Origin of the sequence: Microbulbifer elongatus, from assembly GCF_021165935.1 — a bacterium.
Taxonomy (GTDB): Bacteria; Pseudomonadota; Gammaproteobacteria; order Pseudomonadales; family Cellvibrionaceae; genus Microbulbifer; species Microbulbifer elongatus.
The window spans coordinates 4,021,324-4,035,641 of sequence record NZ_CP088953.1 but is presented as its reverse complement, the minus strand read 5'-3'; the positions used below and the strand labels follow the sequence as shown (position 1 = coordinate 4,035,641).

The 14,318-nt window shown below is 60.1% G+C and carries 14 protein-coding genes; 6 read left to right on the top strand and 8 right to left on the bottom strand.

The features are described 5' to 3' along the window. Positions 1-12: 12 nt before the first annotated feature. The 4 genes from rlmD to LRR79_RS16595 form a co-directional block, all read right to left on the bottom strand. Positions 13-1,410 (bottom strand): 23S rRNA (uracil(1939)-C(5))-methyltransferase RlmD, encoded by a 1,398-nt coding sequence (rlmD, locus tag LRR79_RS16610; RefSeq protein ID WP_231758270.1) that lies wholly within the window; start codon positions 1,408-1,410, stop codon positions 13-15. A 108-nt stretch (positions 1,411-1,518) separates the two neighbouring features. Beyond that, entirely contained in the window at positions 1,519-2,865 is a 1,347-nt protein-coding gene (locus LRR79_RS16605; protein WP_231758269.1) for a sodium-dependent transporter, read from the bottom strand. Between the two features lie 86 nt (positions 2,866-2,951). Next, the gene (gene smpB / locus LRR79_RS16600; RefSeq protein WP_226704060.1) at positions 2,952-3,431 is read right to left on the bottom strand and encodes an SsrA-binding protein SmpB; all 480 of its coding nucleotides are present in this window, start codon (positions 3,429-3,431) and stop codon (positions 2,952-2,954) included. Between the two features lie 41 nt (positions 3,432-3,472). Then, positions 3,473-4,891 carry a sodium-dependent transporter gene (locus LRR79_RS16595; RefSeq protein WP_231758268.1) on the bottom strand — a complete coding sequence of 473 codons (1,419 nt, stop codon included), beginning with the start codon at positions 4,889-4,891 and terminating at the stop codon, positions 3,473-3,475. Positions 4,892-5,124: 233 nt separating this feature from the next. Between LRR79_RS16595 and LRR79_RS16590 the strand changes: the two genes are divergently transcribed. Together LRR79_RS16590 and LRR79_RS16585 are read left to right on the top strand one after the other, a co-directional pair. Continuing rightward, positions 5,125-5,583 carry a type II toxin-antitoxin system RatA family toxin gene (locus LRR79_RS16590; protein ID WP_231758267.1) on the top strand — a complete coding sequence of 153 codons (459 nt, stop codon included), beginning with the start codon at positions 5,125-5,127 and terminating at the stop codon, positions 5,581-5,583. Further along, positions 5,580-5,909: an RnfH family protein gene (locus tag LRR79_RS16585; RefSeq protein WP_231758266.1), complete on the top strand. Its 330-nt coding sequence runs from the start codon at positions 5,580-5,582 to the stop codon at positions 5,907-5,909. The genes LRR79_RS16590 and LRR79_RS16585 overlap by 4 nt, the downstream gene beginning before the upstream one ends. Before the next feature lie 22 nt (positions 5,910-5,931). Here the strand turns inward: LRR79_RS16585 and LRR79_RS16580 are convergent, their stop codons facing one another. Beyond that, a complete protein-coding gene (locus LRR79_RS16580; protein ID WP_231758265.1) occupies positions 5,932-6,276 on the bottom strand; it encodes an outer membrane protein assembly factor BamE in 345 nt (114 codons plus the stop codon). 295 nt (positions 6,277-6,571) lie between these two features. Here LRR79_RS16580 and fur point away from each other — a divergent pair, with 295 nt between their 5' ends. Continuing rightward, entirely contained in the window at positions 6,572-6,982 is a 411-nt protein-coding gene (fur, locus tag LRR79_RS16575; protein ID WP_231758264.1) for a ferric iron uptake transcriptional regulator, read from the top strand. Positions 6,983-7,037: 55 nt separating this feature from the next. Here fur and LRR79_RS16570 read toward each other — a convergent pair whose 3' ends face one another. Continuing rightward, positions 7,038-7,670, bottom strand: coding sequence for a 1-acyl-sn-glycerol-3-phosphate acyltransferase (locus LRR79_RS16570; RefSeq protein ID WP_231758263.1), 633 nt, complete (start codon positions 7,668-7,670; stop codon positions 7,038-7,040). Positions 7,671-7,858: 188 nt separating this feature from the next. Further along, positions 7,859-9,511 carry a DNA repair protein RecN gene (recN, locus tag LRR79_RS16565; protein WP_231758262.1) on the bottom strand — a complete coding sequence of 551 codons (1,653 nt, stop codon included), beginning with the start codon at positions 9,509-9,511 and terminating at the stop codon, positions 7,859-7,861. 282 nt (positions 9,512-9,793) lie between these two features. On the opposite strand from recN, the gene grpE reads away from it, so the two are divergent. The 3 genes from grpE to dnaJ all read left to right on the top strand — a co-directional run bounded on the left by grpE (position 9,794) and on the right by dnaJ (position 13,750). Beyond that, a complete protein-coding gene (gene grpE, locus LRR79_RS16560) occupies positions 9,794-10,399 on the top strand; it encodes a nucleotide exchange factor GrpE (RefSeq protein WP_231758261.1) in 606 nt (201 codons plus the stop codon). 153 nt (positions 10,400-10,552) lie between these two features. Then, positions 10,553-12,493 carry a molecular chaperone DnaK gene (dnaK, locus tag LRR79_RS16555; protein ID WP_231758260.1) on the top strand — a complete coding sequence of 647 codons (1,941 nt, stop codon included), beginning with the start codon at positions 10,553-10,555 and terminating at the stop codon, positions 12,491-12,493. 132 nt (positions 12,494-12,625) lie between these two features. Continuing rightward, on the top strand, positions 12,626-13,750 hold the full coding sequence (dnaJ, locus tag LRR79_RS16550; RefSeq protein WP_231758259.1) for a molecular chaperone DnaJ: 1,125 nt from the start codon (positions 12,626-12,628) through the stop codon (positions 13,748-13,750). Positions 13,751-13,817: 67 nt separating this feature from the next. On the opposite strand, the gene LRR79_RS16545 is transcribed toward dnaJ, so the two are convergent. Continuing rightward, on the bottom strand, positions 13,818-14,270 hold the full coding sequence (locus LRR79_RS16545; protein ID WP_231758258.1) for a hypothetical protein: 453 nt from the start codon (positions 14,268-14,270) through the stop codon (positions 13,818-13,820). Positions 14,271-14,318 lie beyond the last annotated feature (48 nt).

The window sequence follows — 14,318 nt, the reverse complement described above, 5'->3', positions numbered from 1 at the left end:
TTGACTGTCGGTTCAGGCCTTCTCGAACAGGGCGATGGACTCCACATGTGTGGTATGGGGGAACATGTCCATTACGCCCGCTTTGCTTAGACGGTAGCCGGCCTGCAGAAGTTCCGCGGCGTCCCGGGCGAGGGTGGCGGGGTTGCAGGATATGTAGAGGATGGCGCTGGCGTTGAAGTGGCGGATATTGCGCACTACCTCCAGGGCGCCACTGCGCGGTGGGTCCAGCAGGATGCGGTCGAAGCCGCCGCGGGCCCAGGAGCTGCGGGTGAAATCACTGTTGAGGTCGGCAGCCTGGAACCGGATGTTGTGAAGACCATTGGCCTCCGCGTTCTCGCGGCCGCGCCGGGTCAGCGACAGCAGGCCTTCCACCGCGACCACTTCCCGCGCGCGGGTGGCCAGTGGCAGGGTGAAGTTGCCGAGCCCGCAAAAAAGGTCCAGCACCCGGTCCTGGGGCTGTACGTCGAGCAGTGCGAGGGCCTGGGAGACCATCTGCCGATTGATGTCGAAGTTGACCTGAATAAAGTCCCGGGGGTGAAAATTCAGTGTCAGGCCGAACGCGGGCAGGGCGTAGCTCAGGCGCTCCGGGCCGGATGGGGGCCAGACCTTGCGGGTGCTGTGGTCATCGTTTTCTCCCTGCAGGTACAGGTGCAGCCCGTGTTCTCGGGCGAATGCGCACCAGCGCTCCAGGTCCTCGGCGCTGAGGGGTTGCAGGTGGCGAATGACCAGGGCGATATGGTCGTCACCGGCGGCAATTTCGATGTGTCCGATTGCCCGACGGCCGGCACTCTGCAGCAGGGTTTTCTTCAGGCTGGGGATCAGTGCCGAGGCGGCACTGGGCAGAACCGGGCACTGTTCGATCTCGGTGAGATCATTGGAGCCTTTTTCCCGGAATCCGAGCACCAGTTGTGGCTTGCCTCCGCTCTTGGGTTTTACCAGGCGCACCCCGAGGCGCGCTTTGTGGCGGTAACCCAGGGGCGCGCCGGTCAGCGGTGGAATGATTGCCTCTGGGGTGGCTTTGGCAAAGCGCTGCAACTGCTCCAGAAGAATCTGCTGCTTGGCGTGAATCTGCGCCTCTGGCGTCATCTGCTGCAGTGCACAGCCGCCGCATACCTCGGCGTGGGGGCAGGGGGGCACAAGGCGATCCGCAGAGGGCTCGATAATGTCGATCGCCACCGCTTCATCAAACTTGGCCCGCTGTGCGGTAAAGCGGGCGCGCACCTTCTCGCCTGGCAGTGCGTTATCCACAAACACGGTTTTGCCCTGATGACGAGCGATACCGCGCATCTCGTGGCTGAAGCGCTCTATTTGCAGCTCCGGAGTGCCCTGTACGGGTTTCGGTTTCGCCGGGCGTTTGTTGCCGTTGGCGGAGCGGTTGCGGACGAACGAGGGTGGTTTTCTGGCTGGCATGGGAGACTATGGGGAAACTAGGGGCGGTTGGAGAAGGGGCGCTGGGCTGCGTTCTGGCAGCCCAGCCGGTACATCGGTCTCTTTAAGACGGTCGTTTAGAACCGGTCGTTACAGCACGGACTGTGCAAACGCGGCGAGGATCAGCAGCGGGCAGACAATGCGCACGTACCAGGGCCAGATCTTCCAGAACAGGGTGTGCTCGATGCCCGGGTGACCTTCCTGCAGCTCTTTCAGCAGCTGGTCGCGACGCCAGATCCAGCCGGCGAATACGCACAGGGCCACGCCCAGTAATGGCTGCCCGTATTCGGTGCTGATGGAAATCACCAGGCCAAACAGCGCGTCAAAATTGAAAATGATCAGGCTGCTGATGGCAAAAATGATCGCGCCCATCATCAGGGTGGCGGGCTTGCGTTTGAGCCCCAGATTCTCGATGGAAAAGGCCACTGGTACTTCCAGCATGGAAATGGAGGAGGTGAGCGATGCGATGGTCATCAGGGCAAAAAAGGCAATCGCCACAAACAGGCCACTGGTACCCATGGTGTCGAACAGGGCGGGCAGTACCTGCAGGATCAGGCCGGGGCCGGCGATCAGGTCGCCGGACTCGGCGAAGATCTGGGTACCGGCTTCCTGAGCCACGTACATGGCCGGCAGAATCAGCAGGCCGGCGGTGAAGGCGATCCCCACATCGATCAGGGTCACCAGCGCCCCCAGGCGCGGCAGGCTTTCCTGTTTGCTGAGATAGGAGCCGTAAATCAGCATGGTGCCCACACCCAGCGACAGGGAAAAAAAGGCCTGGCCCATGGCAGAGAGCAGCAGCTGCGGCGACAGTTTGCTGAAGTCCGGAATCAGGTAGGCCTCCAGACCCTGTACGGCGCCGGGCTGGGTGAGTACGTAGACGATCAGCAGTAGCAACAGGATGATCAGTGCCGGCATTAGCAGTGTGGACCAGCGCTCGATACCCTTCTCCACCCCACTGGCGATGATCAGCATGGTGAGGCCACTGAAGATGGCGGTGAAGGTGATGTTGCGGGTGGTGCTGTCGCCGGTAAGCCAGTTTGCGGTATCGGTGGCGCCGACCAGCGCGGCAAATGGGTCCGCCAGGTGCGCGACCATCCAGCCGGCGACAATGGCGTAAAAACTGAGAATCAGGGAGGCAACGGCGATACCGCCGAAGCCGGCGAGCGTGCCCACGCCGCGGCTCACCGGGCCGCTGGCGATGCCGCGCAGCGCCTTCACCATATTGCTGCGGGCGTGACGGCCAATGGCGAGTTCCGCCATCAGCACCGGATAGGCCAGCATAAACGCCAGCACCAGGTAGACCACGACAAAGGCGGCGCCCCCGTTGGCGGCCACATTGGTGGGGAAACCCCAGATATTGCCCAGGCCTACGGCAGAGCCGGCAGCGGCCATCAGGAAGCCGAAATTGGAACTGAACTGTCCTCGCGGTGCACTCATTGGTGAATCTCGTCGTTATTCTTCTGTAGTTGTTCCCTGTAGGAGCCTGCAAGCAGGCCCCTAAGCGAGGTGATTCTATTCCCGGGTTACCGGTGTTCGGTGCGCATCACCCGCTGTTTCTGGCGGTTCCAGTCCCGCTCTTTCAGGGTCTCGCGCTTGTCGTGGGAGGCTTTACCCTTGGCCAGCGCGATTTCGCATTTGATCAGGTGTTTTTTCCAGTAAATGGCGGTACACACGCAGGCGTAGCCCTTCTGGTTCACCGCGGCGACCAGTTTGGCAATCTCGCGCTTGTTCAGCAGCAGCCGGCGGGTGCGATCCGGCTCGGTCACAAAGTGGGTGGAGGCGCTGGGCAGCGGCTGGATACGCGCACCCAGCAGCCAGGCCTGGCCATCTTTGAACAGTACGTAGCTGTCGGTGAGCTGGGCCTTGCCCTCGCGGCAGGATTTGACCTCCCAGCCCTGTAATTCCATGCCTGCCTCAAACTTCTCCTCGATAAAATAATCGTGCTTGGCCTTCTTGTTGAGGGCGATGGTGTTTGAGGACGGGGCCTTTTTCTTTTTTGCCATGAATACTTCTGTGTGCCTGTCGCAGGCGAATGTCGTGTCTTTTAAAGAATGCTGGAGCCGAAAAACTTCAGTGCAACCGTGTTGATAAAGATCAGCAGCAGGATTGCCGGGATAAAGGTACCGAGGGCGAAGTTTACATATTTCTGCGAGAAAGAGCCGGCAAAGCCGCTGTCGCCCTCGTGCAGCTCCTGGTCGAAATTGGCTCGCTTCCACTTGTAGATCACAAAGATACAAACCAGCAGGCCGTTCAGGGGCAGGATGGTATCGTAAAACACGATTTCTACCAGATCGAAGAAGGATTTATCGCTGCCCGCCAGGCTCACAAACTGGGTCAGCCAGTCTGCCATGCCAAATGACATGGCACAGCCCACAGCGAGGACAAACTGCACCGCTGCGACGGTATAGATTGCTGTCTTGCGGCTCATGCCGCGCTCATCGCGCAGGGTGGCGATGGGCACCTCGATAATGGACACCAGTGATGTCAGCGCCGCGACGAAGACCAGGAAAAAGAAGGCGGCGGCGAATACGCTCGCGCCGGTATAGCCGATGCTGTCCTGCAGGGAGAGGAAGATCTTGGGCAGGAACAGGAAGATCATACCGGCCGAGGAGTCGCTCAGGGAGGTGGTGTCAATCTGCGGGTTGAAGTGGAAGATACTCGGCAGAATCAACAGGCCGGCGGTGATGGCGACCATGGTGTCGGTGAGTGCCACCGCTTTGGCGGAGCCGGGAATGGAGTCCCGCTTCTTCATGTAAGAGCCGTAGGTAATCATGATACCCATGCCCAGAGACAGGGAGAAGAAGGCCTGTGCCATCGCCTTGCTGACGACTTCGCCGCTGAGTTTGGAGAAATCGGGAATCAGGTAGTATTGCACTCCGAGCATGGCGTTTTCGCGGGTCAGAACAAACAGCACCAGTACCAGCAGCATCACAAACAGCAGGGGCATCAGGGTTTTGGCTGCGCGCTCGATACCGTCTTTTACCCCCATTGAAAGGACGCCATTGATGATCAGCATCAGCGCGATCAGATAGAAGAAGACGGTTTTGGAATTGATAAAGGCACCGAAGTAGGCCTCGGTGGTGAGGCTGGTCAGATTGCCTTTGAAGATTTCTACCAGATAGCCCAGGACCCACACCGTGACCACCATATAGAATACGGCGATCATAAATGGGGTGAAGAGGGCCAGCCAGCCGGGAATACGCCAGAGTTTCGAGCCGCCGGAGAGCTGTCGATAGGCGCCCACGGGGTCTTTATCCGTTTTGCGGCCAAGGGCCAGCTCCGCCATCATCACCGGCAGGCAGATCAGAAACACGAACAGGGCATACACCAGCAGGAAAGCACCGCCCCCGCTTTTGGTTGCGGCGACCGGGAAAGCGACCAGGTTGCCAATGCCGACCGCGGAGCCTGCGGCGGCCAGGATAAATCCAACGCGGGATCCGAAATGTTCTCGAGCTGCAGACATGGGTATCTCGCTTGCCTTTTATTCTTGTCGTCTGAATGATTGCGGCTGTGGCCGCCGGTGGTGAGGTGGCGGCCGGTCTTATGGCCCGGAACACCCGGGCGGATAAAAGCTGATTGTTGCAGGATTTATCCGCCTTGAATAGCGTCGTGGGCGAAAATTGCCCCGTGCCACACAGGATAGGCAAGAATTCCGCCTCTGTGGGCAATCGATCAGTGATGAATAAAATTTAATCGATGACAAAAATTGAACGCAGTGCGCTGGTGATGTTCAGCGCGGAACAGATGTTTGACCTGGTGAATGATGTGGCCAGCTACCCGCAGTTTTTACCGGGTTGTCGCAGCGCGGAAGTACTGTACCGGGACGAAGAAACCCTGGAAGCCCGCCTGGATCTGTCCCGCGCCGGTATCAGTCAGAGTTTCACCACGCGCAACCGGTTGCAGCGCCCGGACCGGATGGAACTGGTGCTGGTGGACGGGCCCTTCAGCACCTTCAATGGCTGCTGGACCTTTACCCCCTTGGCCGAGAATGCCTGCAAGGTGGCATTTACCCTGTCGTTCAGTGTGGAGAACCGTCTGCTGGGCGCTGCCGTTGGCAAGCTGTTCAGTGGCATTGCCAATCAGATGGTGGATGCCATGTGCGAGCGGGCCAAGCAGGTGTATGAACAGAACGGAATACATGGAGAAAACGGATGACCAAGCAGAAAACCATCGCCGTAGAGGTGGTTTATGCGCTGCCCCACGAGCAGCGCCTGATGAGCCTGCTGGTGGAGCCGGGCACTACGGCGCTGCAGGCGTTGGAGCTTTCAGGCATACCGCGGGAGTATCCGGAAGTGGATCCTACTACCGCGAAGCTGGGGATTTTCGGCCAGGCGCTCGGCACCAAGGGGCTGGCGGTGGCGTCCGAGTATGTTTTGCAGCCCGGAGACCGGGTGGAAGTGTACCGGCCACTGATTGCCGACCCCAAAGAGGCGCGCAAGCAGCGGGCGGCGAAGGCGAAGCGTCAGGCGGAGGGCGGCTGATAGCGCCGCCGCAGGGGGGACATCAGGGCCAGTTGGCCGGCTGCCAGTCGCCGCTGGTCTCGATCAGCTGGTCGCCGTTGAAGTACACGGTGAAGCGCTGCTGGGTTTCTTCCCCTTTGGGGCTGCGCACCCGGTTGATATAGTCCCAACGGTTGGGATTGAAGGTGTCTTCCACCAGCGGGGTCCCCAGCACAAAGCGTACCTGGCGGCGGGTCATACCCGGCTGCAGTTTGTCGACCATTTCCTGGGTGATGATATTGCCCTGCTGAACCTGAATGCGGTGCACCCCGGGGAATTTGAACAGGCTGCAACCGGTAACCAGGCTAACCAGCCCGGCGATCAGCAGAATACGTACAACTGATGGCATTGAATGCTCCATCTGGATTTTTATGGTTCCGTCGTGTCTCCGCGACCGCGGAGCGCGCGTGGGGGAGCGGGTGACTCGGGCGACCGACACCCCGCCCCAACACAGAATAGTCGCCATTCGAGGGATTAAGTTCCCTGATCAGCAGGAGAATCCTCATCGGGGTGCTCGGGGCACGGATGGCGATTTCAGCGGTTGGGGTTTCGCTGCCCACACTGGGCGTGGATAATACCCGAACTATTCGCCTGCCGACAGGCGAAACACCGATAGAGAAAACACATCCGGAATCTGAATACCCATGTCGAACGAAAATCAGGAACTGCGCAAGGCTGGCCTCAAGGTCACCCCGCCGCGCGTAAAAATTCTGCAGCTGCTGGAAAGCGCCAGCGAACAGCATCTGAGCGCTGAGGATGTGTACAAGATGCTGCTGGAAGCCGGTGAGGACGTGGGGCTGGCGACCGTGTACCGGGTCCTGACCCAGTTTGAGAGTGCAGGCCTGGTGATGCGCCATAACTTTGACGGTGGCCACTCGGTTTTCGAGCTGGACCGCGGCGACCACCACGACCATATGGTGTGTACCGACTCCGGCAAGGTGATCGAGTTTCACAATGAGCAGATTGAAGAGCTGCAACACCAGATCGCCGAAGAGCACGGCTACGAGCTGACCGGCCATAGCCTGGTGCTGTACGTGAAGAAGAAAGAGAGCTGATCAGGCTCGGTTGATTCTTTACGACATTAAAAAAGGGAGCAGATCGCTCCCTTTTTTAATGCCTGTTCTGTAATGCCTGCGAATACCCGCTCGCTACACCGGGGGGGGTGTAATCTTCGGGGTATTTACCCACTTTGGTCCCATAAAACTCGCCAAAGCGTGCCAGCTCCCGGGCCAGGTTTTCCCCCATCTCCATGACCGGTCCCAGCCCGGCCTCCTTGCGCGCGAAATCGATAAAGCCACACACCACGGGCACCGCGGCGCCGCGGGCGATATGGTAGAAGCCGGTTTTCCAGCGCTCGGCTTTGCCGCGGGTGCCCTCCGGCGGCACTGCGATCACCAGTTCGTCGCGCGCCTTGTACTGGTTGATGGTGGCCTCCACCAGGTTGTTGGCCTTGCTGCGATCCACCGCAATACCGCCAAACCAGCGCATCACGCCACCCAGAGGAAACGGGAACAGCTTGTCTTTGCCCATCCACTGCGGGTTTACCTTCAGCTTCAGCGCCGCAAGGATAAAGAAGTAGCCATCCCAGTTGGATGTGTGGGGGGCGGCCAGCATCACGTATTTTTTCAGTTTCAGTGCGCGCTCGTCAGCGACCACTTTCCAGCCGTGCAGCCGGAGCAGCAGGCGCGCCAGCAGTCGCAGACAGGGAGTGAGAATAGGGGTGTTGAATATGGTGGTTTGCATGTTGAGACCGAGTTCTTTGCCCGTCAGTGTAGTTGTATCCCCGGCGGGGCCTGAGTGCGGGCGGGGCAGTATAAAGTGAATCTCCCGCCACTTTCGGTCAATTTCGGTCTCAATGCCGGGATGGTTGTGACTGCTCAGACACCTGCCTGCTGCGGGCAGGGCTTATCATCGCCGGCGCGCGGCGCGGGTCAGGCCCGCGCCAGCATCTCCTCGGCGTGAGCGAGGGACTGGGCAGTAGCTTCTCCACCCAGCATGCGCGCCACTTCGGCACTGCGCTCGCCGTCTTTCAGCTCCCGTAAGGCCACAAACGCGGCTTCGCCGTCGCTGTGCTTCTCCACCAGGTACTGTCGGTGTGCACGTGCGGCCACCTGTGCCAGGTGGGTAACGCAGATTACCTGGCCGCGCTCGCCCAGTTGGCGCAGCAGTTTGCCCACTACATCGCCGGTGGCGCCGCCGATACCCACATCCACTTCGTCGAACACCAGGGTGGGGGTGCGGGAGGTTTGTGCGGTAACCACCTGAATGGCCAGGCTGACCCGGGACAGTTCGCCACCGGAGGCGATCTTCCCCAGCGCCCGCACCGGTTGCCCCGGGTTGGTGGCAATCAGGATTTCCACTTCTTCCAGCCCGGTAGCGGTGGGTTTTTCCAGCGCGGTGAGCGCCAACTCCACACGCGCGTGGGGCATCGCCAGGTCCGCCAGTTGCGCGTTTACCGCATCGGCCAGCTTGCGCGCGGCGGCGCTGCGTAACTTGCTGAGATTGCCCGCGGCCGTGCGGAAGTCCTGCTCCAGGCGCTCGCATTCACTGGCCAGCTTGTCGAGAGCGTCCGGCGCACCGATTTCTTCCAGCTCCTGCTGCCACTGCTGCTGTAATTCCGGCAGCTGGTCCGGCTGTACCCGGTGCTTGCGGGCAATGGAGTAGATGGCGGACAGGCGCTCCTCCACTTCTGCCAGCCGCTCAGGGTCCATTTCGAAGCGGTCGATATGCCGGGACAGGGTGCTGCCGGCTTCGTCGATCTGGATGCGCGCGCTGTCGAGCATCTGCGCCACCTCGGCCAGTGCCGGGCTCTGCTCGGGCATGGCGCCGACCAGTTGCAGGGCGCGGTGCAGCTGCTCGGCAATATCGCCCTCGCCGCCGTTCAGCAGCGCGGCCAGCTGGTAGCTGCCATTCAGGATGTCGCCGGCATTGGCCAGCTGGCGCTGTTCGCTCTCCAGCTCTTCCAGTTCGCTGGGTTTCAGGTCCAGCTGTTCCAGCTCCTGCAGCTGATACTCCAGCAGGTCGCGGCGGGCCTGGGTTTCCTCGGCGCTGTCGGCCAGTTTGCGGTAGCGGCGGTACTGGTCCTGCCAGGTCTTGTAGTGAATGCGCACTTCCGCGCTCTGGGCCTCGGCGTGGGCATATTCGTCCAGCAGGCGGCGGTGGGTGTCCTTTTTCAGCAGGGACTGGTGTTCGTGCTGGCTGTGGATATCGATCAGCTGCTCACCGAGGGTGCGAAGCTGCATCAGGGTTACCGGCTGGCCGTTGATATAGGCGCGGGAGCGGCCGTCGGCGCTGATGGTGCGGCGCAGGATCACTTCGCGCCCCGCGTCCATTTCCTGCTCTTCGAGCCACGCGCGGGCATCTTGATGGGCGCTGATATCGAAGGTGGCGTGGATATCGGCACGCTTGGCGCCGGCCCGGACCAGATCACCGTTGCCGCGGTCCCCGAGGGCGAGCCCGAGAGCGTCGAGGGTAATGGATTTGCCCGCGCCGGTTTCCCCGGTGAGGGTGCTGGTGCCCGGGCCAAACTCCAGCTCCAGCTGGTCGACCAGGGTGAACTGACTGATAGACAGATGCAGCAACATGGGAATGTGATCGCCGTTGTTAGATTTTGGGCTTAATAGTGGTTGTTTATACAGTATTTATCCAGTGGCTTTCAATCACCTCGGGGGTTGATTGCGAGGCAATCAACTTAGTCACGGGGTGGTTGCCACATTATCCTCCCTGCATCACGCCCCGTGAGTGCGATCACTTGAAGTGCCCGCTGACGCCCCCATATAGCCACATCACCGGTGGCAGTATCGCTGACGGTGTGTATCCATTTTGACCAATTGGCAGTAGTCCGACGGACACAGACGGAGAAAGCAGTGGCCAAAGAGCGCAGCGAAGAAGAACAGATCGAGACTGGCGATCAGGCGGAACAGGCCGCCGAGGTGGAAACCCCGAGCGCTGAAGAGCAGCAAGCCGCCGAAGAAGCGCTGGCGGAGGAGCTGGCCGGTGGCGAAAGTGCCCTGGAAGAAGAGATCGCCTCCCTGCATCAGCAACTGGCAGACCACAAGGAGATGGTGCTGCGCGCCCAGGCGGAGGTGCAGAATGCCCGCCGTCGCGCCCAGCAGGATGTGGAAAAGGCCCACAAATTTGGTGTGGAGAAGCTGATCAAGGAGCTGCTGCCGGTTGTAGACAACCTGGAGCGCGCGCTCTCTTCCATCAATACCGAGGACGAGGCGCAAAAGGCAGTGGCGGAAGGGATCGAACTCACCCAGAAGTCCTTTATCGATACCCTGACCAAGTCTGGTGTGGAGGTGATCGATCCCGCGGGTGAGCCCTTCGACCCGGAGCTGCACCAGGCCATGACTCAGGTGTCGAACCCGGACGTGGAGCCGAATACCGTGCTGGACGTGTTCCAGAAAGGCTACCGTCTGAACGGCCGCCTGGTGCGCCCGGCGATGGTGGTGGTCAGCAAGGCGCCGTAAGGCAGTCCGTCTTTTCATCACAAAACCCTGTGGCGCCGCCCTTGAAATGTGAACGGCGGCACCAATATAAGCAGGCAACCGAATTAAACCGCGCAGCGCCAGGCAGATAGCACACTGAGTGCGGGCGCGCGCAGCAAAGTGAGGATTTAGAGCATGGGAAAAATCATCGGCATCGACCTGGGTACCACCAACAGCTGTGTGGCGGTACTGGACGGCGACAAGGCCCGCGTCATTGAGAACGCCGAAGGCGATCGCACCACCCCTTCCATCGTTGCGTTTACCGAGGACAACGAAGTGCTGGTGGGCCAGTCCGCCAAGCGCCAGGCGGTGACCAATCCGCAGAACACCCTGTTCGCGGTGAAGCGCCTGATCGGCCGTAAGTTCAAAGACGACGTTGTACAGAAAGACATCAAAATGGTGCCTTACTCCATCGTTGAAGCCGAGAACGGTGACGCCTGGGTAGAAGTCAAGGGCGACAAGAAAGCCCCGCCGCAGATCTCTGCGGAAGTGCTGAAAAAGATGAAGAAAACCGCGGAAGACTTCCTCGGTGAGAAAGTGGACGCGGCGGTCATCACCGTGCCGGCCTACTTCAACGACTCCCAGCGTCAGGCCACCAAAGACGCCGGCCGCATCGCTGGTCTGGACGTGAAGCGCATCATCAACGAGCCGACCGCTGCGGCCCTGGCCTACGGCATGGACAAAGCCGGTGGCGACCGCACCATCGCGGTTTACGACCTGGGTGGTGGTACCTTCGATATCTCCATCATCGAGATTGCCGACGTCGATGGCGAGAAGCAGTTTGAAGTACTGTCCACCAACGGTGACACCTTCCTCGGTGGTGAGGACTTCGACCTGCGCCTGATCGACTACCTGGCCGAGCAGTTCAAGAAAGAGCAGAGCATCGACCTGAAAGGCGACCCGCTCGCCATGCAGCGCCTGAAAGAGGCCGCGGAAAAAGCCAAGATCGAGCTGTCTTCCAGCCAGCAGACCGAAGTCAATCTGCCGTACATCACCGCAGACGCCACGGGTCCCAAGCACCTTGTGGTCAAACTGACCCGCGCCAAGCTGGAAAGCCTGGTAGAAGATCTGGTAACCCGCTCTCTGGAGCCGGTAAAAACGGCGCTGGCCGACGCCGACCTGTCTGCCTCCGGGATCGACGAAGTGATTCTGGTGGGCGGTCAGACCCGCATGCCGCTGGTTCAGTCCAAGGTCACCGAATTCTTCGGTAAAGAGCCGCGTAAAGACGTGAACCCGGACGAAGCCGTCGCCGTGGGCGCGGCCATTCAGGGCGCGGTTCTCGGTGGCGACGTGAAAGACGTACTGCTGCTGGACGTTACCCCGCTGACTCTGGGTATTGAAACCATGGGCGGCGTTGCGACTCCGCTGATCGAGAAGAACACCACCATCCCGACCAAAAAGTCCCAGGTGTTCTCTACCGCCGATGACAATCAGACTGCCGTGACCATTCACGTGGTGCAGGGTGAGCGCAAGCAGGCCGCGCAGAACAAGTCCCTGGGTCGTTTCGACCTGGCCGACATCCCGCCGGCACCGCGCGGCATGCCGCAGATCGAAGTGACCTTCGATATCGATGCCAACGGTATCCTGCATGTGCACGCCAAAGACAAGGCCACTGGCAAAGAGCAGTCCATCGTGATCAAGGCCTCTTCCGGCCTGTCCGATGACGAGATCGAAAAAATGGTGCAGGACGCGGAGGCCAACGCCGAAGCGGACAAGCAGTTCGAGGAGCTGGTAACCACCCGCAACACCCTCGACGGCCTGATTTCTGCCACCAGAAAGACTCTGGAAGAAGCCGGCGACAAGGCCACTGGAGAAGAGAAGGCGGCGATCGACGCAGCCCTGGCGGAAGCGGAAGAGGCCGTAAAAGGCAACGACAAGGCCGCAATGGAAGCCGCCACCACCAAACTGACCGAAGCCTCCGGCCCGGTAGCCCAGAAGATGTACGCCGAGCAGGCGCAAGCCGGTGAAGCAGCCGCGGATCAGGCCCAGCAGGCGGATCAGGCCCAGTCTGGCGGTGACGATGCAGTGGACGCTGAGTTCGAAGAAGTCAAAGACGACAAGAAAGAAGACAAGTAATCACTATTTGTCTCGACCCTGATTTGTAGGAGTCTGCAGGCAGACTCCTACAAAAGTGGGGCAATAAAAAAGGCGCGGGGGCTCAGTGGGGCTTTCGCGCCTTCTGCAGTTTTAAGAAGAACACACAGAGCTATGTCCAAACGCGATTACTACGAAGTCCTCGGCGTCAGCAAAGGCGCGGATGAAAAGGAGCTGAAAAAAGCTTACCGCCGGGTGGCGATGAAATATCACCCGGACCGCAACCCCGACGATAAAGAAGCGGAAAACAAATTCAAAGAGGCCAATGAGGCCTACGAAGTGCTTTCCGATCCGCAAAAGAAAGCGGCCTATGACCAGTTCGGTCACGCTGGTGTGGATGGCCAGGCGGGGGGCGCTGGTGCCGGCGGCTTTGGCGGTTTCTCCGATATCTTCGGTGATGTGTTCGGCGATATCTTTGGTGGCGGCGCCGGTGGCGGCCGCCGTGGCCCGGCGCGCGGTTCCGACCTGCGTTACGACCTGGACCTGGACCTGGAAGACGCCGTGCGCGGCACCACGGTCAAGATCAAGGTGCCGACGCTGGTCAACTGTGGCACCTGCCACGGCTCCGGTGCCAAGGCCGGCTCCAAGCCTCAGACCTGTGGTACCTGTGGTGGCGCCGGTCAGGTGCGTATGCAACAGGGTTTCTTCTCGGTACAGCAGACCTGTCCCAACTGTCGTGGGCGCGGCACGGTCATCACTGATCCCTGCGACAGCTGTCACGGTCGCGGCCGAGTGGAAGAAACCAAGACCCTGTCGGTCAAGGTGCCGCCGGGTGTGGATACCGGTGATCGCATTCGTTTAGCGGGCGAAGGTGAAGCGGGCCCAGACGGCGGCCCGGCCGGTGACCTGTATGTGCAGGTGATGGTGCGCGAGCACGAGCTGTTCCAGCGCGACGGCAAGAACCTGTACTGCGAAGTGCCGATCAGCTTTGTTACCGCCGCCCTAGGTGGGGAAATGGAGGTGCCGACCCTGGATGGCAAGGTCAAACTTAAGATTCCGGCCGAGAGTCAGACCGGCAAGCTGTTCCGCCTGCGCGGCAAAGGTGTTACTCCGGTGCGCGGCGGGGCACCCGGTGATCTGCTGTGCCGTGTGGTCGTGGAAACCCCGGTAAACCTGTCTTCCAAGCAGAAAGAGCTGCTGGACGAGTTTGCCCGCACCCTGAGCGAAAAGAAAAACTCTCCCCGTCAGACCGGCTGGTTTGAAGGGGTAAAGAATTTCTTTGGTGATATGAAGCTGTAACTGCCGCGTCATATTGCCTGCGCCACAAAAAAGCCCGGTCATTCGTGCCCGGGCTTTTTTGTGGCTGTCAGTTTTCTGCAAGCCGCTCGCGAAGCTCCTCGTGGTACTCCTTCTGGATCTCTTTCAGCTCTTGCAGCTGCTCTTTTTCGAGAACCTTGATGACCTCGGCCCGGGTGGCGGCGCGCACGGCAATAACTTTCGCGTCGATCTCTTCTTTCTGCTCCCGGGTCAGCTTGGGAACCTCTGTATCCGGCTTGATACCGTACTCCTCCATAATCGCCATCTGCACTTTAAAGTTCTTTTCCAGCAGGGGCAGAACCTTATCCTCCTGCTCGGGAGTCAGCTTCAGGCGGATGGTTATCCAGTCCGTAATATCGTCGTATTTTTCCCAGAAGTCGTCCATCGATCCGAGTTTGCTGTCGGAGGCGTGGCTGGGGAAGGAGAGTATGGTGGAGAGCAGGATCGCCAGAATGGCGGCAGACAGGTTGGACCAGAGAGAGTTTTGCGAATCACTAAACATCAGAGGCGCTCCATTCATTCGGGCTACTCAAAGTCTAGTGAAGGATTT